The organism is Nostoc sp. C110 (assembly GCF_043099725.1).
GTDB classification, from domain to species: Bacteria; Cyanobacteriota; Cyanobacteriia; order Cyanobacteriales; family Nostocaceae; genus Nostoc; species Nostoc muscorum_A.
On sequence record NZ_CP171148.1, the window covers coordinates 2,242,217 to 2,264,106 of the forward strand.

The following is a 21,890-nucleotide window of genomic DNA, read 5'->3' on the forward strand; positions in this document are numbered from 1 at the left end:
AGAAAAGTGATTTTAAAAAGTAGCCTACAATCCAAGAAATATCTTGGCTAAATAGTTATTCTCCCAGCCTATATACTAGCTTCCTTGATTACAACTGCACTTGGGAATGCTGTTAGGGGTATCGGGGTATTTGGCCCGTGCTGAGTAGGGAGTTAGGAGTTGGGCAATACGGTTATTCGGATAAGCATTTTTTACTTTCCTTGTGGTCTGGGGAATGGCAAGGGGTAAAGGATGTATTCAAAACCCTTCCCCTTTTCCCTTTCCCCTTTAACCGAACCGTATTGAGGAGTTAGAAGTTATTATTTTCCCCCCAGTCTCACTCCCTAAGCAACTTCAGTAATACTGATGATTTTGCCGCCCGCTTTATGAATGTTTTGCACTTGCCCAGACAGTTGGTTGTAGTTAACTACGTATTCAAGGTTGCCCAGACGAGTACGGAGATTATTTGAACCTTTGACTGCCTTAATCAAGAAGCGTTTGCTGGTGCTGCTTACACTAGAACCAGCAGCAGGAGCCTTGATGGATGTGGGTAAATTTGCACCTATATCCCTGATCAGTTTAGCTTTGCGATCGCTATCGCTGCTTGCTACTCCTCTCAATAAGGTAAAGGTGCGGTTAAAGGTAACATTCTTAATTCCTATTTGGGAGCTAGTGCTGCGAGGATAAGGAACAATATTCTCGCCAAAATTTCGCTGATACTCTTCGCTATCGATATAGGATTCGATTTCAGCATCGTAGCCCTGTTCGTTGTAGATGCGGACGTGTTCTGCAATTTCTGCTTGATCGGCAGGAGGACGACCTAGCAGGTGTTTGAAGTTCAGTTCAATGAACCGATATTGGGAAGAAGAACTGAAAAACAGAGATTGATAGAGTTCTGATTTCGCAACGGTATTGACGAATTCGCGGACGCTGATTTTGCGATCGCGCAATTGCGATTCAGCAGTAGCTAGGCGCTCACTTTCTAGCAAGTGAGCATTCCCCAAAACCTGTTTGTAAACCGCCCGAATCAGTGTTTGTAATTCACTTTCGCTGGTGTTCGGACGCAGTTCAACATTAGGTGAATCAATAGCCCACAGTGACATTGAAGTATCTCCCTAAAAACGTAAATTAAATGAAATTTTTGAGCATTCTACCCCCATAAGGGGTAGAATTTCGCCTCAGTTGTCAGTTATTTTTGCTACTGACTAGCATGTGTAAAACTTTATTTTTTTAAAGTGCGTTAGATATCTTTGTATATGACAACTGACGGCAGAATTGAGCAAATCCTAATCATGATGCTGGTCTAAAAGCTATTTAAACTATCTCCCAGTTAACAACTAGATTTTATGAGAAGGAATTCAGCAGATGTTAAAAAACTTTACATCTTTGTGACAAAGGAAAGGTCATAGAGACTTTAAATCCTTATTAGTTTTAATTATTGAAGTTTTTACATCATTAAATACCTTTACACATTCTGATACGATGCCGAAACCATATTTATTAAATTTTGTTAAGTTAGATAATACTTTAGAGAAATTTAAGCTTGTTTTTAGAATTTGATTTGAGATTGGGATGCAGGCGATTGTATTGTTGTTTTCCCTTGAGCAAGAGTATTTATAGTGCCGATTCACCAAAGTTAATCTTGGTAAGTGGGCAAGAATAAATCCAACTATGTTACGTAATGTAAATTCAATTAAATTGGCTCTTAGTAAGCAGCTATAACCGTGACTACAAACCTTGAATTATTCACGCTCACTTACCTTACCGAATTTGAAAAGTAGCCAGTTGGGTGATTAAATGGTCAAAATAGGGATTAAGAATTTCTTGCTGATTGGCTGGGCAGCGTTTCAAACTAGCAGCTTTAATGCTTTTTAAACCTAAGAGCATTGCATCTAATGGAACTTGTAATTCCTGATAGAGTAAGTTCATATAGTGCAGTCCTGTGGGATTTGTATACTCAGCGTGTCCACCTGCTATGCCATAAGTAATACAACGGAGAAAATGCCAAAAATCTCGCCAGCAAGCTTGGGCGCGTTCAGGCGGATAAAGACCACCTCCAGGCTGGATAATTTCAGGATAGGTAGTCAAAACCTGCTCTCTAGCTTCATCAACAATTTCGGCGGCGCGATCGCGTAACAACACAGCAATAGGAATCAACTCAGAATTATCGGATGACAAGGTTTGAATCTGTAATAAATCTTCGTCGCTCAGATAACGGAAAGCATCATCCGCAGCTTGAAATATGGCGATCGCTGCTTTGGAATGAGACTGTTCCCACTCAGCAAAACTGATAATTCTAGCTTTGGCGATTAATTCTTTGACGGTTTCGCTTAATTGAGTCATTGATTAAGAGTTTAGGGTATTGCGTTAAATCTTCCCAAATGCGATCGCTATTTTTTGACATCTGTAAAATAAAGTAAAGATAGCTCTACCAAATGCACCTATGGAAATCGATCAAATCCAAACTGAACTGAAGAACCCAGATTTTCACTCTCGTTTGAAGGCGATCGCAGCCCTCAATGATTATGAATCAGAAGTTGCAGTTCCTCTCTTAGCAAGTAAACTTCATGACTCAGAATTTTTGGTGCGTTCTTTTGTAGCCAGGGGTTTGGGTAATCAACAATCAGCAGAATCCTTTGCTGCTTTGATGCAAATTATGAAATTTGATGATACCCCCAACGTGCGAGCAGAGGCGGCAAATTCTTTATCGCTATTTGGCAGAGTTGCAGTTTCTCATCTAGTTATGGCATTTTATCAAGATGACCACTGGCTAGTTAAGCGGAGCATTTTAGCTGCGATCGCTGAAATGAATTGTCCTGAAGAACTATTTGATATCTGCGTTCAAGGTTTAAAAGATGAAGATTTCACAGTTCAGGAATCCTCTGTTGATGGACTCGTTTTACTAGCTGATTCTAGCCAACATACTGCGGCACTATCCCAAATACTAACGTTAGTGAATGATGAATCTTGGCGGATGCGTGTGCGAGTTAGCTATGCCCTCAAACGCTTTGACGAGCCGGAAGCAAAAGCAGCCCTAAACCAACTTAGACAGGATGAAGATCACCGAGTTGTCGGAGCTGCTTTAGAAGACTTGCTACCACAATAGCGATGTGGGTTTGTGCCCAATCTTGTGATAAGATTTATTTCAAGAATAGACAATATGCTATTTAACCTTAAAACTAACCAAAATATCCGGCTAATCTGCCAAAATCTGGAAGAAAAGATCAACTTTTTCGAGATGAGGAGGCATTTGTGACTGAGATACAAACTGGTCAAATGACTTGGCGACCACCAGGTTCCTCAGAATCTGCTTTACATTTGCGACATAAAGCTTCGGAAGCCTGGCGATCGTATAAAGAATTTCCCCAATATGCTCTACCCGATGCACCGGGTTTTTCTGAAGGATACGCTACGTTTTTAGCGCTCTTAAAAAAGAACTGGCAACTGTTGTAAAGTCACTACTAAATTATCAAGTAATTAAGTGAACTTGATATTAAAATCTAAAATTTAAAATTGCCACGTTGCTGAATTAAAGCATGAATCTGGATGTAGAGACGTAGCAGTGCTACGTCTCTACAAGGATTTTGGTATGATGCAAAATCATTTTCATGCATGGAATCAGCAACGCCAAAATTGCGACAGTCAAGCACTCAAACTCTCACGAGTTGTTGTACGAGTGTAGGCGTTCCAAACGTCAAGTTCTGAATAGGGACGGCTTTTAAGCATAGCTTTAGTTGCTTCTGTGAGTCCTTGGGCTAAAGTAAAATCTGCACCAGCGATACTTTGAAGATGCTCCATCTCTGCATCATATAGGTCAGTCGCTCGTAGGTCTGCATCCCGCAAATCAGCTCCAGTCAATCGAGCATTCCGCAAACAAGCCCCAGTCAAATAAGCTTTCGTCAAATCAGCGCCACTTAAAGCCGCACCTTGCAAATTTGCTCCTGTCAAGTCAGCGCCACTCAGGTAGGCTCCACGCAGATTAACACCTTGTAAATCTGCGTTCCGTAAAGAAGCTGTGTTGAGAAAAGCACCATTGAGATTAGCACCTGGCCCTACCGCTCCCGAAGCTTTGTAGTTATATTCTTGAGGCCATTTCGTATGTGTATCATAACGCGCTACTTGCAGTTTGGCTCCTTCCAAATTTGCGCCACTGAGATTTGCTTTTTGGAGGTTAGCACGATTTAAATAGGCTCCCTGCAAATTAGCCCCACTCAAATCGGCTCCTTGCAGATTAGCACCTCGCAAATCTGCGCCACTCAAATCGGCATTACTCAAGACTAGCTCGCTGAGGTCGGCTCCTAGTAGCTTGGCTTTGCTCAAATTAGCTTGTTGTAAATCAACTTCCCTGAGATTGAATTGGTACAAATCGACCCAATCCAAAGGGGTTCCGGCTTTGAGGGCTGTTAATATTTCTGGAGTTGGACTGGAGCGTTCGCTAGTGATAAGTTGAATTTCACTATTTGTCATCAGTTGATAAAAATATAACTTTTGGAGTTATTCTACACTTTAGCGAAATTGGGACTTTATCTCATTGCTCAGTATTCACTAACGGCAAAATTTGATAAAAAGAGGTTTTAAAACAGATGCATCTAATACCGCCCTTGTCAATGATCGACTTCTTCCGTAAAAGTGAGGGTACATGGTTTACGGAACGTTCCGTTCACCATTTTGACTCAGCAGCGGATGAGTCTGGGCAGTCGAATTTGATCATTAAAGTCATGGAAAAGAACGATCCTAAAGTCCAAGAAGTCTGTAAAGACCAAGGCATAGACCCAACTAAAGCAACAGGCGGTGCGAGTTTTGCATGGCAGGCTAACTTAGATACCAGGCTACCTAATGATAATGCTGCCATTTTGGTTGATATTCCCGACGAAACGAGGCGTTCTGGAAAACTGATCCGTAACCAAGGCTATGTTGAGAGCATTCCCGTTGTCAGCCAGTATCGGTTTGCCGATGATGGAGTGCTGACGATTGATACTGACTATGACAATAACCAAGGTCAAGAACGTTGTTGGTTTATTACTGATGATTTTCGTGTCAGAGTTAGTACCGTGCGAATGATGAACGGTGTCAACTTAATGGCTTATTGTTCTGAACGTCGCTGTGTTTCCCAAGAACTTCTAGAGCAAATGATCGCTCAGAATCATGCTAGGCGTTAGTGGGGAATGGGGAATTGGGGAATGGGGAATGGGGAATGGAGAGGAAGTAGAGGAGAATAACCAATTCCCAATTCCCAATTCCCAATGCCCTATTAAGGAATGTTGCTTTGTTTCTCATAAATGAGACGTGCATGATTGCCATAACTTATTTTCATGCAAGGGTTAACAAATCATGTTCCATGTATAAACCTTTCCTGGAATTTTTAGAAAAAGAGCTATTTCAGCGCTTTGATTTACAAAGTAAGGTCATTCCCCCTGGTTTGGAATTCAAAGTTAGCGATCGCGGCAGAAACCCTGCAACTATTCGCAGTTGGTGTTACCAATCTCAAGAGTTGCGGAAAATTCGCTATACCTATATTGATGCCGGGGAAAGCGCCCAAATTTTTAACAGCGTGATTTATCCTAGCCATAACTACGATTTACCTCTGTTAGGGATTGATTTTTTATCCTTTGGCAAAGTCAAAAATCTAATTGTGCTTGACTTTCAGCCTTTGTTTCAGGATGAAGATTATCAAAACAAATATATAGCTCCGCTAAAATATCTCCATAATAAATACCCGGATTTGGCGCAAAACTTAGAAATGAAGTTTTACGATGCCAACCAGTATTTTTCTAAGTACCTCTTGTTTGCCAAAACAGATGCTGAAACAGTTTCAACGCGAGTCTTTGAAGCTTTTCAAGATTATTTAAACTTGTATTGGCAAATGCTAACAGATGCCCAAGCGCTTCAAGATCCAGAAGATATCCAACGGATTGTCAAAGCCCAAAAAGACTATGACCAATATAGTGCAGACCGAGATCCAGCATCTGGTTTGTTTAGCAGTTACTTCGGTCATGAATGGGCGGAGCGTTTTCTTCATGAATTTTTATTTGAAGATGCTGTTCCTCTAGCAGTTAGTGCCAGCAAAAGATGAAGGCAGGAGGCAGGAGGCAGAAGTTTTTTAATTTTTAATTTTTAATTCGGAGCGAAGCGACGTGACACTGTATCAGCCATTTCTCGATTATGCGATCGCCTATATGCGATCGCGCTTGGATTTAGAACCCTATCCCATCCCCACTGGGTTTGAGTCCAAAAGTGCTGTTGTGGGTAAGGGCAAAAATCAAGAAGAAGTTGTCACCACTAGTTACGCCTTTAAAACTGCAAAATTACGCCAAATTCGTGCTGCTCATGTCCAGGGTGGTAATTCGCTACAAGTGCTGAATTTTGTGATTTTTCCCCGCCTCAACTACGATTTACCCTTTTTTGGGGCGGATCTGGTGACATTACCAGGAGGACACCTAATCGCTTTGGATATGCAGCCCCTATTTCGGGATGATTCAGCATATCAGGCAAAATATACTGAACCAATTCTGCCCATTTTCCACACTCATCAACAGCATCTATCTTGGGGAGGAGATTTCCCCGAAGAAGCACAGCCCTTTTTCTCTCCCGCTTTTCTGTGGACTCGTCCCCAAGAAACGGCTGTAGTAGAAACTCAGGTGTTTGCCGCTTTCAAAGACTATTTAAAAGCTTATCTAGATTTCGTAGAGCAGGCAGAAGCTGTAACAGATTCCCAAAATTTAGTAGCCATTGAGCAAGCCCAACTGCGATATCTACGATATCGGGCTGAAAAAGACCCAGCACGAGGGATGTTTAAACGCTTCTATGGTGCCGAATGGACTGAAGAGTATATCCACGGCTTTTTATTTGATTTAGAGAGAAAATTAACAGTCGTCAACTAGAGGCTCTTGTACAGGAAGTAAGGAGCAATGGCAAATTATAATAGCCCAAGCAACGGCGATCGCATGGTAAGAATTATTTCAGCGATCGCTTTTGTATTTAATAAACTTTGACCTCACTTCGATTCCTCTCTCTACAAAACCAAAATGTTGTAGATCCTCCTAAATCCTCCTTAAAAAGGAGGACTTTGAGAGTTTTTTGCTTTTTTAAGGGGGGTTGGGGGGATCAAAAGCTTGTGGGATAAATTTGAAAGATTTGTATGTAGACCGTAGCCCTTTAGGAGAGAGGCTTTGAATCTTACTTCCCCAACGCTAGTAGAGAAGGGGCTGTTCTTGTTAGGTCTATATAAAACTCAACTATAAACTACATCCACGAGTATCAAAGGCTCATTCACGAAGCTGTGAGGTTCATTAACGGAGTTCAAAGACTCGTTCACGAAGCTGTGAGGTTCATTAACGGAGTTCAAAGACTCGTTCACGAAGCTCTGAGGTTCATTAACGGAGTTCAAAGACTCATTCACGAAGCTCTGAGGTTCATTAACGGAGTTCAAAGACTCGTTCACGAAGCTCTGAGGTTTATTAACGGAGTTCAAAGACTCATTCACGAAGCTCTGAGGTTCATTAACGGAGTTCAAAGACTCGTTCACGAAGCTCCGAGGTTCATTAACGGAGTTCAAAGACTCTTTCACGACTATTTATCAAAAATTCATCCGGTTTTTAGCGATTTTCGGGTAAGTCCTGATAAAATCATCTAACGTATGAGCATGATTATGCACAACCGTATATTTATTACTTTATTTTTAACTCTATTTCTGGCTACCACACCCCAGTTTGTAGTTGCTCAAAACAATATAGAACAGCTATTTAAACAAGGCGACGCTGCCGAATCGGTCGGTAATAACTCCCAAGCAGAGACAATTTGGCGAAAAGTTTTACAAGTTGAACCTGATAATGGCAAAGCTTATAACAATTTGGGGAATGCTTTGGGGCGACAGGGGAAACTAGAGGAAGCTTTAGCAGCTCACAAGAAAGTATTACAACTCAACCCTAATGATGCCGAAGCCTACGTTGGTATAGGGAATGTGCTAAATGCTCAAGGGAAACAAGACGAGGCATTAGCATCTCACAAGAAAGCCTTGCAACTCAACCCTAACTTGGCTACTGCTTACAATGGTCTAGGCAATGCCCTGAGTGAGCGGAAGAAATTAGATGCAGCAGTTGCCGCCTACGAAAAAGCAATTCAACTTAACCCCAACTATGCCACTGCTTACTACAATCTCGGCATTGCCCTGTATGAGCAGAAGAAATTAGATTCAGCAGTTGCCGCCTACGAAAAAGCAATTCAACTCAACCACAACGATGCTATTGCTTACAACAATCTCGGCAATGTCCTGAGAGACCAGAAGAAATTAGATGCTGCTGTCGCCACCTACGAAAAAGCAATTCAACTCAACCCTAACTTAGCTATTGCTTACAACAATCTCGGCAATGCCCTGAGAGACCAGAAGAAATTAGATGCTGCTGTCGCCGCCTACGAAAAAGCAATTCAACGCAACCCTAACTTAGCTATTGCTTACAACGGTCTCGGCAATGTCCTGAGTGAGCGGAAGAAATTAGATGCTGCTGTCGCCACCTACGAAAAAGCAATTCAACTCAACCCTAACTTAGCTATTGCTTACAACAATCTCGGCATTGCCCTGAGTGACCAGAAGAAATTAGATGCAGCAGTTGCCGCCTACGAAAAAGCAATTCAACTCAACCACAACGATGCTAATGCTTACAACGGTCTCGGCAATGTCCTGAGAGACCAGAAGAAAATAGATGCTGCTGTCGCCACTTACCAAAAAGCAATTCAACTTAACCCTAACTATGCTACTGCTTACAACAATCTCGGCATTGTCTTGAGTGACCAGAAGAAATTAGATGCAGCAGTTGCCGCCTACCAAAAAGCAATTCAACTCAACCCTAACTTAGCTAATGCTTACTACGGTCTCGGCAATGCCTTGAGTGACCAGAAGAAATTAGATGCAGCAGTTGCTGCCTACCAAAAAGCAATTCAACTTAACCCCAACGATGCTAATGCTTACAACAATCTCGGCATTGCTCTGAGTGACCAGAAGAAATTAGATGCAGCAGTTGCCGCCTACCAAAAAGCCCTAATATTGCCAGAAGATAATTCTAAAACTCCAGCTAGCACTCATACTATTGTTCATAATAACTTGGGTTATACATTCCAACAGCAAGGGAAACTAAAAGAAGCCATTGAACAGTTTGACGAGTCAGAAAGGATTAACTCTTATTTTGTTAACCCCGATTTTATATATGCCGCTAACAACAATAGAGAAGCACGACGGTTATTGATAGAGCAACAGAATAAACTAGCTAGTGTAGAAAACGATCGCCAATGGTTGCCTAAGAATGACCCAAGCGTAACCGTTAAGCGTTCTGTAGTTCTCATCACTGCGGAGTTTTTTAACAGCGATCGCCAGGGAATAGAGATTGGCACTGGCATAGTAATTAAACGAGAAGACAACCGAACATTAATCCTCACCAATCGTCATGTCATTTTTGATGGCAATGAACAGGGCAAAAATATTCAAGTTGAATTTTTTAGTACACCGCCATCAAACCGAGTGCGAATGCGGCGAGATGCCAAGCTGTTCAAAATGACTAAAGACGAACAACTAGATTTAGCCGTTTTGGAAGTTATTGGTAAACTACCAGAAGATATCCAACCCTTAACCATCTCCTCAACTGCCATTACCCCAAAAATGCCCATTCGGATTATCGGTCATTCTGCCCAAAGAGGTGAAGATAAATCTTGGTCTATGCAATCAGGACAAATCAGCTATCAAAACCAGCGATTAGAAATATCTCAAGCTGCACTCAAACCTGGTTATTCTGGCAGTCCTGTAATTGATTCGCAAAATCGGCTTTTAGGCATCGTCTTTGCAAGAAAAGGCGAAGATCGAGATTTAGCTTATCCCATGTCTGAAATTCAAAAACAACTGCTTACCTGGAGCATTCCTTAAACAAACTGAATTAAGATACAGCAACATTCTTGAGGATATTCATCGGTCCTTGGGCTTTTAGAATTTCCATTTCTGCTGCGTTTCGCACTAGCAAAGTACCAGCGAATCCTAATGAATTCACAGAGATAGACTCAAAATGCTCCTGCGATCGCGGTACGATCAACATCCATTCTCGTGTCGCTAGCAGATTGTAAGCACCCAATTGCTTTGCATCTAAACCCACAGCCCCTAGCAAACTGCGATAAACTTCTAGTGTTGCTTGGGCTGCTGTAAATGGCGATCGCACCCAATCAGGATTTAGCGGCGCAAAAGCGTTTACAAAAGGGAGTTTTGCTAAAGTTACGTTCGAGTTCTGAAATTGTACTGCCCTCAGTAGAGGTTCAATAGGTATCTGCGGCCCTGAAGGTACAAGTGGTAGTGGCACTAATTGTAAGTGTTTGTGTCGCTGGCTAGCACCTGCACTTTTGCCACTGTTGTAAAATGCTAAACCATCGAAATCAGCTAAACACGCCCACATAGCTGCAAAATCTTCCAGAGTCAGCAAACTTTCCTGTTCCTCGAAGGCACGGGTGATAATTAGCAGATGAAGATCGACAACATTATATTTATTTAAAATACATACATGAGTATCAGAGATATCCGCCACAAATAAATCCTCTTCATAAGGCAAAAAAGGATTAAACTCTTGACCAGAGATAGCAGATTGTTTTTCCTGTTTCTCCTTAGCTGCTTTTTTACGATTCAGATTAGACAAAATCCGCACTAAAAAGCGCACGCCATCCTGTTCGATAAATTCAAATTCTGTCGGAATCGACAGTAACGCCCCACATTGCAAAGCATGTTCAGTTCGTTCTTTAACACTTGTCCATAAAGTGCCAGGTTTCAGTAAGATTTTCCCCTGTGGCATTTTCATTCCTTCACACATGGTATAAAACACACAGTCAACTTAACGTAAAACTGTTGGTTAGAAACCGCTCTGGTTCTAAGTTGACAAGCATAGCAACTGTGTAACCCTACGAATGAGTATATTCCAATAAGGTTTAGTAAAATACCAAAGCTTTCACAACAACGCAATACCTCTGCAACAAAACTGTCACAAATCATATCTACATTAGTAATACATCTAAATATCTTTCCAGACAGCAATGCAAAACCAATCTCGTGATGGAGAACACCCATCAAATAGCATTTTATCCAACACTGCTGATACCAAATACCATCATCAAGCACCCTGGAAAAAGGCTGCCGCCTCTCTATCGCTGGTGCTGCTGGGATCAGGTATGACATTGGCCGGTGGCTACATGGCTGGACATTCTCAGCAGGTGTCTGAGAGTGCATCTAATTTAGGAGTGAGTCGCGTAAATGCCGCTCCTCCAGTATCAGCTGCCACAGATCCTAACTTTGTTACCCAAGTTGTGCAAAAGGTCGGGCCAGCAGTAGTGCGGATTAACTCTTCCCGAACAGTAAGAAGCCGGATACCAGATGAATTTAACGATCCGCTTTTTCGCCGCTTTTTTGGTTCCCAACTGCCACAATCACAAGAAAGGGTAGAACGGGGTACTGGTTCAGGTTTTATCATCAGTGCCGATGGTCGGATTCTCACTAACGCCCATGTGGTAGATGGTGCTGATACGGTGACAGTAACGCTCAAGGACGGGCGCACCTTGGAAGGTAAAGTGTTAGGAAAAGATGAATTAACCGATGTCGCTGTTGTCAAGATTCAAGCAGACAATCTACCTTCAGTAGTCATAGGTAACTCAGATCAACTGCAACCGGGAGAATGGGCGATCGCGATCGGCAACCCCCTTGGACTAGATAATACAGTAACTACCGGAATCATCAGTGCTACCGGACGTAGCAGCAATCTAATCGGCGCTGCCGATAAGCGAGTAGAGTATATTCAAACTGATGCAGCCATTAACCCCGGTAACTCCGGCGGCCCCCTGCTAAATTCCCGTGGTCAAGTAATTGCCATGAATACAGCTATAATCCAAGGGGCACAAGGATTAGGCTTTGCTATTCCCATCAACACAGCACAACGCATTTCCAGTCAAATAATAGCTACAGGCAAAGTAGAACATCCTTACCTGGGAATTCAAATGCTGGGATTAACACCTCAGATAAAACAAACCATAAACTCAGATCCCAATAGCGGTTTGAGTGTGGATGAAGATAAAGGTGTATTAGTTGTAAAAGTTGTGCCAAATTCACCAGCTGCTAAAGCAGGAATACGTGCTGGTGATGTTATCCAAAAGCTTGGCGGGCAAGCAGTCACAGATGCCAATAGTGTCCAAAAGGTAGTAGAAAATAGCCAAATCGGAGGGGATTTGCGCTTAGAATTACGTCGCAATGGACAGAATCTTAACGTCGCTGTGCAACCTGGTGCTTTCCCCACCGCACCAGTACAATAAAAGTTTTGTGATTGAGTCAAAGTGAATTTTTGGGGATGGGTAAAATACCCGTCCCTTTTTTTTAGATGGCAAAGATAAGCTGGGCACCAATACTGCTCGGTTAAAGGGAAATCTGACTTCTAAATTCTTCTTCAACTATGACATTAGTCACGGTTGAACTAATTACCTTTTGCACTAGTGTATATATCTTCTCAGCCCTATTATTTATTTGTCAATGAGATTAATATTTTGCAAAAAATAAATCCCTTTGATGTGTAACTTATAGAAGGAAAGTTTGCGAATGAGTATTAAAAGAATGCTTGCTAGTGCAGCACTGATTTTACCAATTGCTGTTACCTTTATTCCTTCCCAAGCCGATGCTCAGGCTAGATGGCCAGTTAGGCGACCAGTTCCAGTTAGAGTAATCAGAAGACCATCGCCAGTTAGGGTTTACACCCCTACCCCTGCTCAAGCGAGAAGAAGAATACTGGTTCCTGGACGTTGGGTGCAGACAAATCGTGGCCGTCGATGGATACCTGCTCGCTATGTATATAGAAGATAAAAAGACCTACAAATGCAAAAAATATTGACCATCAATATTGATTGCAGAGTTCTTTTTTCATTAGATTTGATTAGTGTTTAAAAATCCCCTTTAGGATATTTCTAAAGGGGATTTTTAAACTAAATAGGTAGATAAACCTCATTTATGTTGAAACCTAGAGTTTTTTAAAAGATATATTTATGTAGGTTGGGTGGAGTGAAATGCAACCCAACATTACCACTTTATTCATGTTGGGTTACGCTATCGCTGCACCCAACCTACAAAACTACGGTTTTCAAGGTAGACGAGGTTTAGATAGGCATAATGAAACATATAAAAACTTAGTTTGTAGTGAGCGATTCATCGCCTCTTCAGAGTTATCAGGACTAAATTCCTGACTACAAACTTTAATTTATTTATGCCTAGCAAGAAGTTGAACTGAATTTTAAGCTAGAGCTACTGCTGGTTGCTGCCAGCGTCCTACCGCCTTACCAATGACTGCTAATTCTTGCATTAATTTATCAAAACGGTCTGGTGTCACAGATTGGGGGCCGTCAGATAAAGCTTTGGCAGGGTTGGGATGAACCTCTATCATCAGAGAATCTGTGCCAGCTGCGATCGCAGCCATTGCCATTGAAGGCACAAACTCAGACCAACCTACGCCGTGGCTGGGGTCAATCATAATTGGCAGGTGAGTCAGTTTCCGCAACACTGGCACTACCGATAAATCCAGGGTATTTCGCGTATATTGGCGGTCAAAGGTGCGTATTCCCCTTTCACACAAAATTACATTGGGATTGCCAGATGCCAAAACATACTCGGCTGCCATCAACCAATCTTCAATAGTAGCCGCCATACCCCGCTTCAAGAGAACTGGTTTCGGCTGCGCTCCCACTTTTTTGAGCAAGGAGAAATTCTGCATATTTCTTGCTCCTACCTGAATCACGTCAGCTACTTCGACAATTTTATCCAGGTCAGCCGCATCCATCACTTCTGTAATAATACCTAGTCCACTGACTTCCCGCGCCCTTGCTAATAAATCCAAAGCACTCTCGCCGTGTCCTTGGAAGGCGTAAGGTGAAGTTCGGGGTTTGTATGCCCCTCCGCGCAAAAATTTTGCTCCAGCCGTCTTGACGCGCCGTGCTGTCTCTACAATCATTTCTTCATTTTCTACTGAGCAGGGGCCGGCAACGACTACCAAAGGCTGATGTTCACCAAATACCACCGCTCCATTAGGAGTATTAACTACTACTTCCGAAGCTTCACCGTGACGGTATTGGCGACTGGCTCGTTTGTAAGGCTGCTCTACCCGTAACACCTGCTCAATCCAGGGGCTAAGTTCCTGAATTTGTAATGGATCTAAGCTAGCAGTTTCACCTACAAGACCAATAACTACTTTATGTTGACCAACAATTTTTTCTGGAGTTAGCCCCCAGCTAGTTAGTTCCTCATCAATGCGGTTTATTTCCGCTTCTGGGGAACCAGTTTTCATTACTATAATCATGTGAAAGTTCCTGATTAATTGAGTAAAATTTTTTGTAAATGGGCTAACTTTATTGTTGCCTATTGCCCTAATTACGAATAGTTAAAAACAAAATTTATTTACAAAAGAAATAGACAAAATTATAGCGCTCAGTCAGTAGTTTTACTACTGAGTAGCTGGATGTAGGTATAAAAAGATTATATAATTTTAATTAGCAATGTTGAAGTTATAAAATTTCAACTTCAACATTCACTTCTTTTGTTTACCCAATACCGCAGTTACTTAATACCTGAGCGCCGTTAATTATGAGTTTTTTTGCCGAGTTTCGCGCCAAGCTGCCACCATTCGTCCCCAATTGGTGTTGAACTCACCCACACCTAGCAAACTTCCGACTCTTTCTTCATCCCAAGAGGCAGAGAGAACGCCATAAGTTATGCCTAAGACCCCCAAACCAAATAGTCCCATGTTCACCAATAACACGGCGATGGGAGCTAGTTGGATGTCGGAGTAGATAGCAAGCAGATAGCTAACAACCAGGACACTAATGCCCAAAGCTGTTGGTACGCCACAGAAACCAGCTACCCGTCGGATCATCCTCTGGCTGACTACTTGAGGAATAGCCATCTCTTGTTTGGTGTAAGTCAGTTTTTTATCAGCCTGTTTGCCAGATTCTTGTGGCTGTGCTGCTGGTTTACTTTGAGTTTTTGCGGGTTTTTGGCGCTTTTTGTTTGGTTCAAAGGGCAAGCGACTGCGTTCAGATTCTTCAGCAGACATAAGCGGTAGTCCCTATCCACGAATACCGAGGCGAGCGATCAAAGCTTGATACTTTTCACGGCTTTCCTGCGATATGTAGGCTAGAAGACGCTTACGCTGACCAATTAGCTTCAACAGTCCCCGTCGAGAAGAATGGTCTTTTTTATTTGCCTGGAGATGTTCGCTGAGGCGGTTAATGCGCTCAGTTAGCATGGCAACTTGGACATCAGCCGAACCAGTGTCGGTTTCGTGAACTTGGTAATTGGAAATGATTTCTTGTTTCCGCAGTTGCGTCAGGGCCATGATTGATTCAATTGCTAGTTTTTCTAAATGTATGCAGCAGTCTCCCATAATATCACAGCCCTTAAGCTGGATGTCGAATCATCTTTGCTGCTATGTCTGGCACTCTAAAAGACTAAGTAAGTCAAGAGACATCCAGTATCTTCATATAGAGACTAATAAGGTGATTTTAAATGGTAGCTTCCGGGCCGATATTTGAAGGTTTGTGTGGATTGGTAAACTATTTGTCCTGGCATTTCTTCCACTTGTCTATTACTCCAGACAGCAGGAACGTTATTTCAACTCAACTACAAAACTTTTCGGTTAGAGGGAAAGGATTTAAATTCACCTTTCCCCCTAGCCCTTTAACCTTTTCCTAGATTGGACTTGCGTTCACCAAATCTTTTAAAAGGTGAAAGTTGTTCTCAGAGTACCGATAATTGCATCGTCGTTAGCGCTGCTTTGTCCAGGAGAGGTCAACCAGATGACACCAGGGGTGATTGAGATGTTATCTGACACGCGATATTTATAGAAGCCTTCAAAGTGATAAGGGATATCATTACCAACAAAACCTGGTCGGTTAAACGAATATGGTTCTGCTCCAGCAAAAATACCTAAAACGTTACCTTTTTTACCGAAGTCAGGTAAGGCTACCCCAAGACCGTAGCTCCAAGCTTCATAATCATCACCAGCACCAAAGCCTGAGACATCGTGGTAAGAAACGAAGCCACTAATTGAAAGTTTGTCGCTGGGTCTGAAGGCTGCTTCTATACCGTAAGAATTACTAGAAGATGCGCTTAGGGTACTCAGGGTGTTAGCTTGATTAGTACCTACGACACGGTTAGCACTACCCAAACCGCCGCCTAGATCAAATAAATTTCCGCCTCCAGCTCCATGATAGCCGTGAACGTAGGTAGCAGCGATCGCCAAGCGATCGCCAACACTAAAGTTCAACTGTCCAAGAGCCGCATAGTTGCCCTCTAACAAACCTTGACTTGCTCCAGGATTATTAGCATTTGATGCCAAGTAGCCTATAGTCAGTGAACTTGGTTTGAAAAAACTGCCGCCGCTACCAAAGGGTAAAGTCAGCGCTGCACCGGCACCACCACCGATTCGGTAGATGGGACTTTCAGAAGCAAAGGTAGACAAAGCACCATTACCACCATCAAAGTCCTCAAAGTAAGGATTATTAGTGGCAGCATAATCGCTATGAATACCTCCGGTAGCCGCAAAGTACGCTTGGGCTGGGCCTATGGGTACGTAATATGCTAACCAATCGATACTGACAGAATTACTACCAGTGTTACCGATTTGAAAAGTTTGTGTGCCTTCAGCAGTATTGATAGGAACACCAGCATTATCTAGTTGACTAAAGGCTAGTGAATTACCTGCTGCAAGACGGGTGTGTAAAACGTCTTTACCTGTGAAGCTGGTTTGCAGGTCTAAACGTACCCTATCTTGGAAAACAGTATTATTAGCATCGCCAGTGTTGCCGCCAAAAATATCACTAACGGCAAAAATAGCTTCACCTACAAGCTTGGTTGTAGTAGAAAACTGATTTGCTTCTAGTTCAGCAGTCCGTGCTTCTACAGCATCTACTCGACCACGTAAAGTTGCTAGTTCCGCCGAGAATTCTTCTTGTAAACGCTGGAGGGTAGCCAAATCTTGTTTTGTTACCAAGTCAGCGGTCGCTGTCGCAATCAGTTCATTAACCCGATCTAAACAAGCATTCAAACCTGCGGCAAATTCATAACGAGTCAGTGCCCGATTGCCACGATAGGTAGAATTTGGGTATCCAGCAATACAACCGTAGCGTTCAACCAGGGATTGTAAAGCTTGGAACGCCCAGTCAGTCGGCTGTACATCAGAAAACTGAGAAACTGATGTGACTTGAGACAGGGAATTTTGGTTCTTACCCTCGGAGCTGTAGCGGTTAACCTCTTCTAAAACCTTATTATCATCAGTCTTTTGGGCAACCAATAGCTGATTAACTTTTGGTAGCTCTGTTTGAATAAATGTTGAAGCATCAGAAAATATTGGTGCTTCTGTCTGAGCAGTTTTTGCCTTTGTATCTTCAGAGGAGCCTGCTACTTCAGTAGCTATAGCCCTAGCGGAAACCAACACCGTCACTCCCAAAACTACTGGACTGAGTACCAGAGTTTTCCACAATAGATGAGACATTCTTTATTTTCCTTTCCTAAAAAATACCCGAAATCAATGGGTTAAAGAAAAAGATAACAAGCAGTTATTCTACTTCTTTGAAATCTTATCAGATTGCTGTTATCTAAGCTATATCTGACAAAAGTTTTACGGATGAAGAATCGTAAAGACTTATTTGTACCTTGTTTGCTAGATTAAGAGATTATGATTGAATTTAGCTCAATTTTTCGCCATTTCTGGACTTTAGCTTCTTATTCTTGACTCTTATTTGCGGTAAATCCTTTTTATCTTTGTAAAAGTAGCAAATTTCAACTAGAGTTGGCCATATTTCTAGAGAACCGTGAAATTGGCTAATGACATCATCAATAATTCTGGAAACGTTTTGTTGAAAAAAGTCGGGTTCAAACCCATAAAAGACTCTTGATAAATTCTCAGCAAACAATTGGAGTGACTGCTGACGTTCTTCATTCTGGGCAGACATTGAGGCTTTCACTACCTGGCTGTGGATAGCAGAGATTTTTTCTAGAATTTCCTCAGAGTCTTGCAATGTAACCTCGCCAGAGTAATCAAACTTGATTCCCAGGTCGTCAAGATGATAAACACTGCTCTTAATCTTCTTTTTCAGCAGGCTACATATTTCCTCATTAAAGAGTTCACTAGCAAGAGGATTACGCATATAATTATTTCTAATATGATTCTGGACAGCATCAACGTGTGCAGCTGCAATACCCTCTTGCTGTATCCAAATCCTGTAGATATAATCTTCAAATCTGAGCCGAGTGGGAAAAAAGGGTGGTAAACCTAGCTGATTATCATATCCAGCGACTCCACAATCCATTCTCCAGTTTTTGTTGGTGATAACAGGTCGAAAATTAGTAAGAATATAAAAATCATTCAGGTCATTGGGACTGATTTGATTTTCATCATTGAGATACATGTGAATAAAATCAAGTGTATCGATATCATTAGTTCCTGTGCGAAAAGTCTGGGCAATCTTGACGATCGCATTATTCAAGACTCTTCCCTGTTGTAATACGAGGCTGTTTTCTCGAAAGTAGCCTTTGGTTGTGTTGGTTTCTAAGTCCATTGCTGTATCAACAACCAATTCTCCAGCCTCGAAGTTTTCTGGTACCTGGCTGGCTTTTTTACCTAGAACATCACCAAAAGCCGTGAGTAAGTCAAAAGATTTATGAACAAAGCCGCCTTGTTGAGTAGACTTGATCAGTTTACCTCGACATATTTCATCACCTGATAAAGACTCTGGGCTAGTTTCAATCAATGCATCTGGTCGCATATCGTCATCTGCACTGACCATTAAATGACCAAGAGTATACATTAAAGTAAAGTTACGATTCCCCCCATAGCTAGGGCGAAATAAGTTTTTGACGAGTGATTCTAGCTTACGATCGCGCAGTCTTTCATTTAAAAATGTAATAAATTGCTCTTTCTGTTGGGGGCCAACATAATACACATCATTGACTGTCTTAGTCTGCTCTAAGAGTGGGTAATATTTCTCGTGGTTAGCAATACTGGAATCATCAAAGACAATAATTTTTACAGCATGACCATTTGCCCAGAAATTCTCATCATACTTTTCGATGGTCTGTGCTACATCTCTCAATCGATGAGTCGGAATAACAAATATCGTCTCTTTTGCTTTCATAAAATGTGTTTAGGGTTTTCAAATTAAGTTTGACAATTTCAAACTCTGTTTAAATGTTCTCAGCTTACCAATCACTGCATCGCTGTCGTTGCACATTATGATTATTCAACGGATATGTCGCTACCAATTCCTAGCTTATTTTTACTACTTTCCAACTGTTCCCAGAGTGCCTCAATTTTACCGAAAGCTTCTTCTATAGATAGTTTTCCACCAGTTTCTAAACTAGTTATGTAGCTAACTCTTTGAGTAAATTCTTGGAGGTTCGCATTAAATACTAGGTTCTCTGGCTTAACTTGACCGTAGTAGCGACTCCGGGGGCAGAGAAAGCTATTTTTATCTTGATAATTTAGTGGTGCCATTAATTTACTTCCGACTAATACCAATTAACGAGGAGATTGCTCCAGAACAATGGTCTTAAACTTATTGTTTTGGTGGAGAAAATAATTGATACAAAACCTATCTTGTTTAGATGTGGCGAATAAGGTAGTTTCCGCCCAGCCTAACCAACTTTTACCCTCCAAATTAGTTTGCTGACTACCCGACAAGGCATTCACGGCGGGATTGCCTTGATATTCTGCGATCGCAGTTGTGCTAATTAAGATTCCAAAAATGGCGAACACCATCCAGAACAGACTCACCTATTTAGGAACGTAGTCAGAGCAATTGAGCGCTTCTTTAGTTAGAGTAGTGGCAGGGTTAACTGCACACTTTAGATAAGAGTTGTTGTTAAAAAAATGGCAGCTTTTACACGGATGTTGCCGTACATATTTGATGCTTACTATTTCATCTTTATCTTGCACCGTATTTTCTGGGGGATCTTCTAATGCTTTGCAGATAAATGAAACGAGATAAACGACAATTGCCCAAACAATCATGAAGGAAATGTGAGCCAAAAACACCGCTACAAAAGGAATATCTCCTTCATGGTGTTTTGTATCGTTATGTGTTGAACTTGCCAGGTTTGCTTCCATCAAGCTAGACTGATAAACAGTTTTTTGGGCGGATATATAAACTTGGAAAAGCCCAGGGGTATACATATTAAAAACAAGAAAATTAGTTAGACTCCGATTCAGTAAAGGCCATCTAAATCAAACATTTTTAGAGTAAAAATCGCTAATTTTACCCTTAAATTGAGTTGTAATCGTAGCACCTAAATCTTTGATCATTTTTGGGTAAGATGCATGATAAGAGAAGAAGTAAATATTCATCTAGCTAATAATATGTGGAATTGAGATTGTTTGGTATATCAGAGTCATCTGAATTAACAGATTGTTCACCTATCGGTCGAGTTTCTAACAAACAACTATTGAGTGAATAGTAAACAGAATGAATTTTCTTAAGTGTTACCTTGAGAGCAGGAATCATCATCGGATTAGTTGCTATTGCTAGAATGTAGTCTCCTGCGAAAATAGGAGGATTGTCTGTTGCTGAAAGGACTCGATCGTCTCTTAAAATTCCTAGAAAAGCGCATTGTTCGGGTAACTGAATTTCAGTTAAGAGAATGCCGCAATAAACGCTATTAGCTTGGATTAAAACACCAAACAAGCTTGGTTCTAAAGCTTTTTTGTATTTGAACACAAAACATTTTTTAACTCTAATATTATTGTGCAATATTTTACACAAAAAATATTTTATTGTAGATATATTTTGCAGGTATATAGAATGGATTAGATAATTTTAAATAGGTATATATTTAGAGATATAGTCTTACTTCATTAATCATAAAAAACGAGATACCCGACAACTTTTACGAAGTCGGGTATCTGAGCCTTAGATAATAATTCTGAATAGTATAGACGCGAAATTTCTCGTCTATATTATTTTCCCTTAATCTGATCCAGAGCTAAGTTCAGCTTCAACACATTAACTCCAGGTTCGCCAAAGATGCCAAGAAAGCGTCCATCTGTGTTTTGGGCAATCAAAGTTTCCAGTTGGTTCGGTTGAACTCCCCGCACCTTGGCTACTCGTGCAATTTGCGCGATCGCAGCTTCGGGGGTAATGTGGGGGTCAAGGCTAGAACCAGAGGTGTAGACTAGATCGCCAGTCGGCTGTACACCTGCTGTTTTCAGACGAGTCAGATCGCCTTCAATTTTTTTACTTGGGTCTGGATCATCTTTACCTTTGATGCGTTCGAGTAATGCGGGATTACTGGGAGCCAAGTTACTAGCACCAGAAACCCCAGTTTTCAAAACTCCCCCATCATCCTTTTTGGGATCGGCTGTGCTGTAACTGGTGGTACTGGGACGGCTGTTAAAATAGCGATCGCTAGTAAAGGGTTGACCAATCAAAGCAGAACCCACAACTTGGCCTGTGCTATTTTTCAGTAAACTACCATTTGCCTGAAACGGAAACGCAATCTGCCCAATGGCAATCATCGCAAAAGGATAAATAATCGCACCTATTACCCAGAGTACCAAGGTAGAACGAACAGCTCTGCTAGCTTCACGTGCAAAACTCATTAGAATTTCTCCGGTACAAACATTACAAAAAATAGATATATAGAAAGCCCTAACGTCACCATTCCTAACAGTCCCAATCCCCAAGATTGACTGCGGGAAAGTTGTTCGCTAGTAGCTGCATAGACCATAGGTGCAACCACTAGGTTGAAACACATCGCCAGAAATAAATACAGTGGCAGCTTTTGTCTACGCCATTGACACCAAATTTCAGTTATTTCTTCTAATACTTGGGATGCAGCGATAGTGCGTCGGGTATGAACGGGTTTCATAGTA

At 41.6% G+C, this 21,890-nt stretch carries 24 protein-coding genes; 9 read left to right on the top strand and 15 right to left on the bottom strand.

Translation table 11 applies throughout. The features are described from left to right. Nucleotides 1–323: 323 nt before the first annotated feature. Together ACFFRD_RS15170 and ACFFRD_RS15175 are read right to left on the bottom strand one after the other, a co-directional pair. Nucleotides 324–1,082: a phycobilisome rod-core linker polypeptide gene (locus ACFFRD_RS15170; protein WP_392482183.1), complete on the bottom strand. Its 759-nt coding sequence runs from the start codon at nt 1,080–1,082 to the stop codon at nt 324–326. Between the two features lie 658 nt (nt 1,083–1,740). Further along, nucleotides 1,741–2,322: a phycobilisome protein gene (locus ACFFRD_RS15175; RefSeq protein ID WP_392482184.1), complete on the bottom strand. Its 582-nt coding sequence runs from the start codon at nt 2,320–2,322 to the stop codon at nt 1,741–1,743. A gap of 100 nt (nt 2,323–2,422) precedes the next feature. Between ACFFRD_RS15175 and ACFFRD_RS15180 the strand changes: the two genes are divergently transcribed. Both ACFFRD_RS15180 and ACFFRD_RS15185 read left to right on the top strand, forming a co-directional pair. Beyond that, nucleotides 2,423–3,085: a HEAT repeat domain-containing protein gene (locus ACFFRD_RS15180; RefSeq protein WP_392482185.1), complete on the top strand. Its 663-nt coding sequence runs from the start codon at nt 2,423–2,425 to the stop codon at nt 3,083–3,085. Nucleotides 3,086–3,231: 146 nt separating this feature from the next. Then, a complete protein-coding gene (locus tag ACFFRD_RS15185) occupies nt 3,232–3,432 on the top strand; it encodes a hypothetical protein (protein ID WP_392482186.1) in 201 nt (66 codons plus the stop codon). 189 nt (nt 3,433–3,621) lie between these two features. On the opposite strand, the gene ACFFRD_RS15190 is transcribed toward ACFFRD_RS15185, so the two are convergent. After that, on the bottom strand, nt 3,622–4,446 hold the full coding sequence (locus ACFFRD_RS15190; RefSeq protein ID WP_392482187.1) for a pentapeptide repeat-containing protein: 825 nt from the start codon (nt 4,444–4,446) through the stop codon (nt 3,622–3,624). 140 nt (nt 4,447–4,586) lie between these two features. Between ACFFRD_RS15190 and ACFFRD_RS15195 the strand changes: the two genes are divergently transcribed. From ACFFRD_RS15195 to ACFFRD_RS15210, 4 genes are all read left to right on the top strand, one after another. Further along, complete coding sequence (locus tag ACFFRD_RS15195) at nt 4,587–5,138, top strand: phycobiliprotein lyase (RefSeq protein WP_392482188.1); 552 nt, start codon at nt 4,587–4,589, stop codon at nt 5,136–5,138. A 179-nt stretch (nt 5,139–5,317) separates the two neighbouring features. After that, nucleotides 5,318–6,052: a 15,16-dihydrobiliverdin:ferredoxin oxidoreductase gene (locus ACFFRD_RS15200; protein WP_392482190.1), complete on the top strand. Its 735-nt coding sequence runs from the start codon at nt 5,318–5,320 to the stop codon at nt 6,050–6,052. A 61-nt stretch (nt 6,053–6,113) separates the two neighbouring features. Next, nucleotides 6,114–6,860 carry a phycoerythrobilin:ferredoxin oxidoreductase gene (locus tag ACFFRD_RS15205; RefSeq protein ID WP_392482191.1) on the top strand — a complete coding sequence of 249 codons (747 nt, stop codon included), beginning with the start codon at nt 6,114–6,116 and terminating at the stop codon, nt 6,858–6,860. 767 nt (nt 6,861–7,627) lie between these two features. Further along, nucleotides 7,628–9,889 (top strand): tetratricopeptide repeat protein, encoded by a 2,262-nt coding sequence (locus ACFFRD_RS15210; RefSeq protein ID WP_392482192.1) that lies wholly within the window; start codon nt 7,628–7,630, stop codon nt 9,887–9,889. A gap of 10 nt (nt 9,890–9,899) precedes the next feature. Here the strand turns inward: ACFFRD_RS15210 and ACFFRD_RS15215 are convergent, their stop codons facing one another. Then, nucleotides 9,900–10,796 carry a phosphorylase gene (locus ACFFRD_RS15215; protein WP_392483077.1) on the bottom strand — a complete coding sequence of 299 codons (897 nt, stop codon included), beginning with the start codon at nt 10,794–10,796 and terminating at the stop codon, nt 9,900–9,902. 238 nt (nt 10,797–11,034) lie between these two features. On the opposite strand from ACFFRD_RS15215, the gene ACFFRD_RS15220 reads away from it, so the two are divergent. The 3 genes from ACFFRD_RS15220 (at nt 11,035) to ACFFRD_RS15230 (ending at nt 13,218) form a co-directional block, all read left to right on the top strand. Beyond that, a complete protein-coding gene (locus ACFFRD_RS15220; RefSeq protein WP_392482193.1) occupies nt 11,035–12,300 on the top strand; it encodes an HhoA/HhoB/HtrA family serine endopeptidase in 1,266 nt (421 codons plus the stop codon). Between the two features lie 280 nt (nt 12,301–12,580). Further along, nucleotides 12,581–12,841 (top strand): hypothetical protein, encoded by a 261-nt coding sequence (locus ACFFRD_RS15225; RefSeq protein ID WP_193948043.1) that lies wholly within the window; start codon nt 12,581–12,583, stop codon nt 12,839–12,841. A gap of 200 nt (nt 12,842–13,041) precedes the next feature. Then, nucleotides 13,042–13,218 (top strand): hypothetical protein, encoded by a 177-nt coding sequence (locus ACFFRD_RS15230; protein WP_392482195.1) that lies wholly within the window; start codon nt 13,042–13,044, stop codon nt 13,216–13,218. A 47-nt stretch (nt 13,219–13,265) separates the two neighbouring features. Here ACFFRD_RS15230 and aroF read toward each other — a convergent pair whose 3' ends face one another. The 11 genes from aroF to ACFFRD_RS15285 all read right to left on the bottom strand — a co-directional run bounded on the left by aroF (nt 13,266) and on the right by ACFFRD_RS15285 (nt 21,886). Then, entirely contained in the window at nt 13,266–14,324 is a 1,059-nt protein-coding gene (gene aroF, locus ACFFRD_RS15235) for a 3-deoxy-7-phosphoheptulonate synthase (protein ID WP_174709395.1), read from the bottom strand. Nucleotides 14,325–14,606: 282 nt separating this feature from the next. Continuing rightward, complete coding sequence (locus ACFFRD_RS15240) at nt 14,607–15,077, bottom strand: PAM68 family protein (protein ID WP_114082067.1); 471 nt, start codon at nt 15,075–15,077, stop codon at nt 14,607–14,609. A gap of 12 nt (nt 15,078–15,089) precedes the next feature. Beyond that, nucleotides 15,090–15,359 carry a 30S ribosomal protein S15 gene (gene rpsO, locus ACFFRD_RS15245; protein WP_041565894.1) on the bottom strand — a complete coding sequence of 90 codons (270 nt, stop codon included), beginning with the start codon at nt 15,357–15,359 and terminating at the stop codon, nt 15,090–15,092. 381 nt (nt 15,360–15,740) lie between these two features. Beyond that, on the bottom strand, nt 15,741–17,516 hold the full coding sequence (locus ACFFRD_RS15250) for an iron uptake porin (protein ID WP_392482196.1): 1,776 nt from the start codon (nt 17,514–17,516) through the stop codon (nt 15,741–15,743). A gap of 193 nt (nt 17,517–17,709) precedes the next feature. Then, on the bottom strand, nt 17,710–19,158 hold the full coding sequence (locus ACFFRD_RS15255; RefSeq protein WP_392482197.1) for a hypothetical protein: 1,449 nt from the start codon (nt 19,156–19,158) through the stop codon (nt 17,710–17,712). Between the two features lie 101 nt (nt 19,159–19,259). After that, on the bottom strand, nt 19,260–19,517 hold the full coding sequence (locus ACFFRD_RS15260; protein WP_392482198.1) for a hypothetical protein: 258 nt from the start codon (nt 19,515–19,517) through the stop codon (nt 19,260–19,262). Nucleotides 19,518–19,541: 24 nt separating this feature from the next. Continuing rightward, nucleotides 19,542–19,781, bottom strand: coding sequence for a hypothetical protein (locus ACFFRD_RS15265; RefSeq protein WP_392482199.1), 240 nt, complete (start codon nt 19,779–19,781; stop codon nt 19,542–19,544). A 15-nt stretch (nt 19,782–19,796) separates the two neighbouring features. Then, the gene (locus ACFFRD_RS15270) at nt 19,797–20,195 is read right to left on the bottom strand and encodes a hypothetical protein (RefSeq protein WP_392482200.1); all 399 of its coding nucleotides are present in this window, start codon (nt 20,193–20,195) and stop codon (nt 19,797–19,799) included. A gap of 175 nt (nt 20,196–20,370) precedes the next feature. Further along, on the bottom strand, nt 20,371–20,736 hold the full coding sequence (locus tag ACFFRD_RS15275; protein WP_392482201.1) for a TrkA C-terminal domain-containing protein: 366 nt from the start codon (nt 20,734–20,736) through the stop codon (nt 20,371–20,373). Nucleotides 20,737–20,975: 239 nt separating this feature from the next. Continuing rightward, the gene (kdpC, locus tag ACFFRD_RS15280) at nt 20,976–21,617 is read right to left on the bottom strand and encodes a K(+)-transporting ATPase subunit C (RefSeq protein ID WP_392482202.1); all 642 of its coding nucleotides are present in this window, start codon (nt 21,615–21,617) and stop codon (nt 20,976–20,978) included. Further along, the gene (locus ACFFRD_RS15285; protein ID WP_163929479.1) at nt 21,617–21,886 is read right to left on the bottom strand and encodes a potassium-transporting ATPase subunit F; all 270 of its coding nucleotides are present in this window, start codon (nt 21,884–21,886) and stop codon (nt 21,617–21,619) included. The genes kdpC and ACFFRD_RS15285 overlap by 1 nt, the downstream gene beginning before the upstream one ends. Between the last annotated feature and the right edge of the window lie 4 nt (nt 21,887–21,890).

What these genes read in the sequence shown, in the direction of transcription:
- ACFFRD_RS15230 (WP_392482195.1), top strand. Translation starts at nt 13,042, where the DNA reads ATGCAACCCAACATTACCACTTTATTCATGTTGGGTTACGCTATCGCT.
- ACFFRD_RS15240 (WP_114082067.1), bottom strand. Translation starts at nt 15,077, where the DNA reads ATGTCTGCTGAAGAATCTGAACGCAGTCGCTTGCCCTTTGAACCAAAC.
- ACFFRD_RS15215 (WP_392483077.1), bottom strand. Translation starts at nt 10,796, where the DNA reads ATGCCACAGGGGAAAATCTTACTGAAACCTGGCACTTTATGGACAAGT.
- ACFFRD_RS15265 (WP_392482199.1), bottom strand. Translation starts at nt 19,781, where the DNA reads ATGGTGTTCGCCATTTTTGGAATCTTAATTAGCACAACTGCGATCGCA.
- ACFFRD_RS15195 (WP_392482188.1), top strand. Translation starts at nt 4,587, where the DNA reads ATGATCGACTTCTTCCGTAAAAGTGAGGGTACATGGTTTACGGAACGT.
- ACFFRD_RS15260 (WP_392482198.1), bottom strand. Translation starts at nt 19,517, where the DNA reads ATGGCACCACTAAATTATCAAGATAAAAATAGCTTTCTCTGCCCCCGG.
- ACFFRD_RS15210 (WP_392482192.1), top strand. Translation starts at nt 7,628, where the DNA reads ATGCACAACCGTATATTTATTACTTTATTTTTAACTCTATTTCTGGCT.
- ACFFRD_RS15200 (WP_392482190.1), top strand. Translation starts at nt 5,318, where the DNA reads ATGTATAAACCTTTCCTGGAATTTTTAGAAAAAGAGCTATTTCAGCGC.
- ACFFRD_RS15225 (WP_193948043.1), top strand. Translation starts at nt 12,581, where the DNA reads ATGAGTATTAAAAGAATGCTTGCTAGTGCAGCACTGATTTTACCAATT.
- ACFFRD_RS15220 (WP_392482193.1), top strand. Translation starts at nt 11,035, where the DNA reads ATGCAAAACCAATCTCGTGATGGAGAACACCCATCAAATAGCATTTTA.
- rpsO (WP_041565894.1), bottom strand. Translation starts at nt 15,359, where the DNA reads ATGGCCCTGACGCAACTGCGGAAACAAGAAATCATTTCCAATTACCAA.
- ACFFRD_RS15250 (WP_392482196.1), bottom strand. Translation starts at nt 17,516, where the DNA reads ATGTCTCATCTATTGTGGAAAACTCTGGTACTCAGTCCAGTAGTTTTG.
- aroF (WP_174709395.1), bottom strand. Translation starts at nt 14,324, where the DNA reads ATGATTATAGTAATGAAAACTGGTTCCCCAGAAGCGGAAATAAACCGC.
- ACFFRD_RS15175 (WP_392482184.1), bottom strand. Translation starts at nt 2,322, where the DNA reads ATGACTCAATTAAGCGAAACCGTCAAAGAATTAATCGCCAAAGCTAGA.
- ACFFRD_RS15170 (WP_392482183.1), bottom strand. Translation starts at nt 1,082, where the DNA reads ATGTCACTGTGGGCTATTGATTCACCTAATGTTGAACTGCGTCCGAAC.
- ACFFRD_RS15285 (WP_163929479.1), bottom strand. Translation starts at nt 21,886, where the DNA reads ATGAAACCCGTTCATACCCGACGCACTATCGCTGCATCCCAAGTATTA.
- ACFFRD_RS15180 (WP_392482185.1), top strand. Translation starts at nt 2,423, where the DNA reads ATGGAAATCGATCAAATCCAAACTGAACTGAAGAACCCAGATTTTCAC.
- kdpC (WP_392482202.1), bottom strand. Translation starts at nt 21,617, where the DNA reads ATGAGTTTTGCACGTGAAGCTAGCAGAGCTGTTCGTTCTACCTTGGTA.
- ACFFRD_RS15255 (WP_392482197.1), bottom strand. Translation starts at nt 19,158, where the DNA reads ATGAAAGCAAAAGAGACGATATTTGTTATTCCGACTCATCGATTGAGA.
- ACFFRD_RS15270 (WP_392482200.1), bottom strand. Translation starts at nt 20,195, where the DNA reads ATGTATACCCCTGGGCTTTTCCAAGTTTATATATCCGCCCAAAAAACT.
- ACFFRD_RS15190 (WP_392482187.1), bottom strand. Translation starts at nt 4,446, where the DNA reads ATGACAAATAGTGAAATTCAACTTATCACTAGCGAACGCTCCAGTCCA.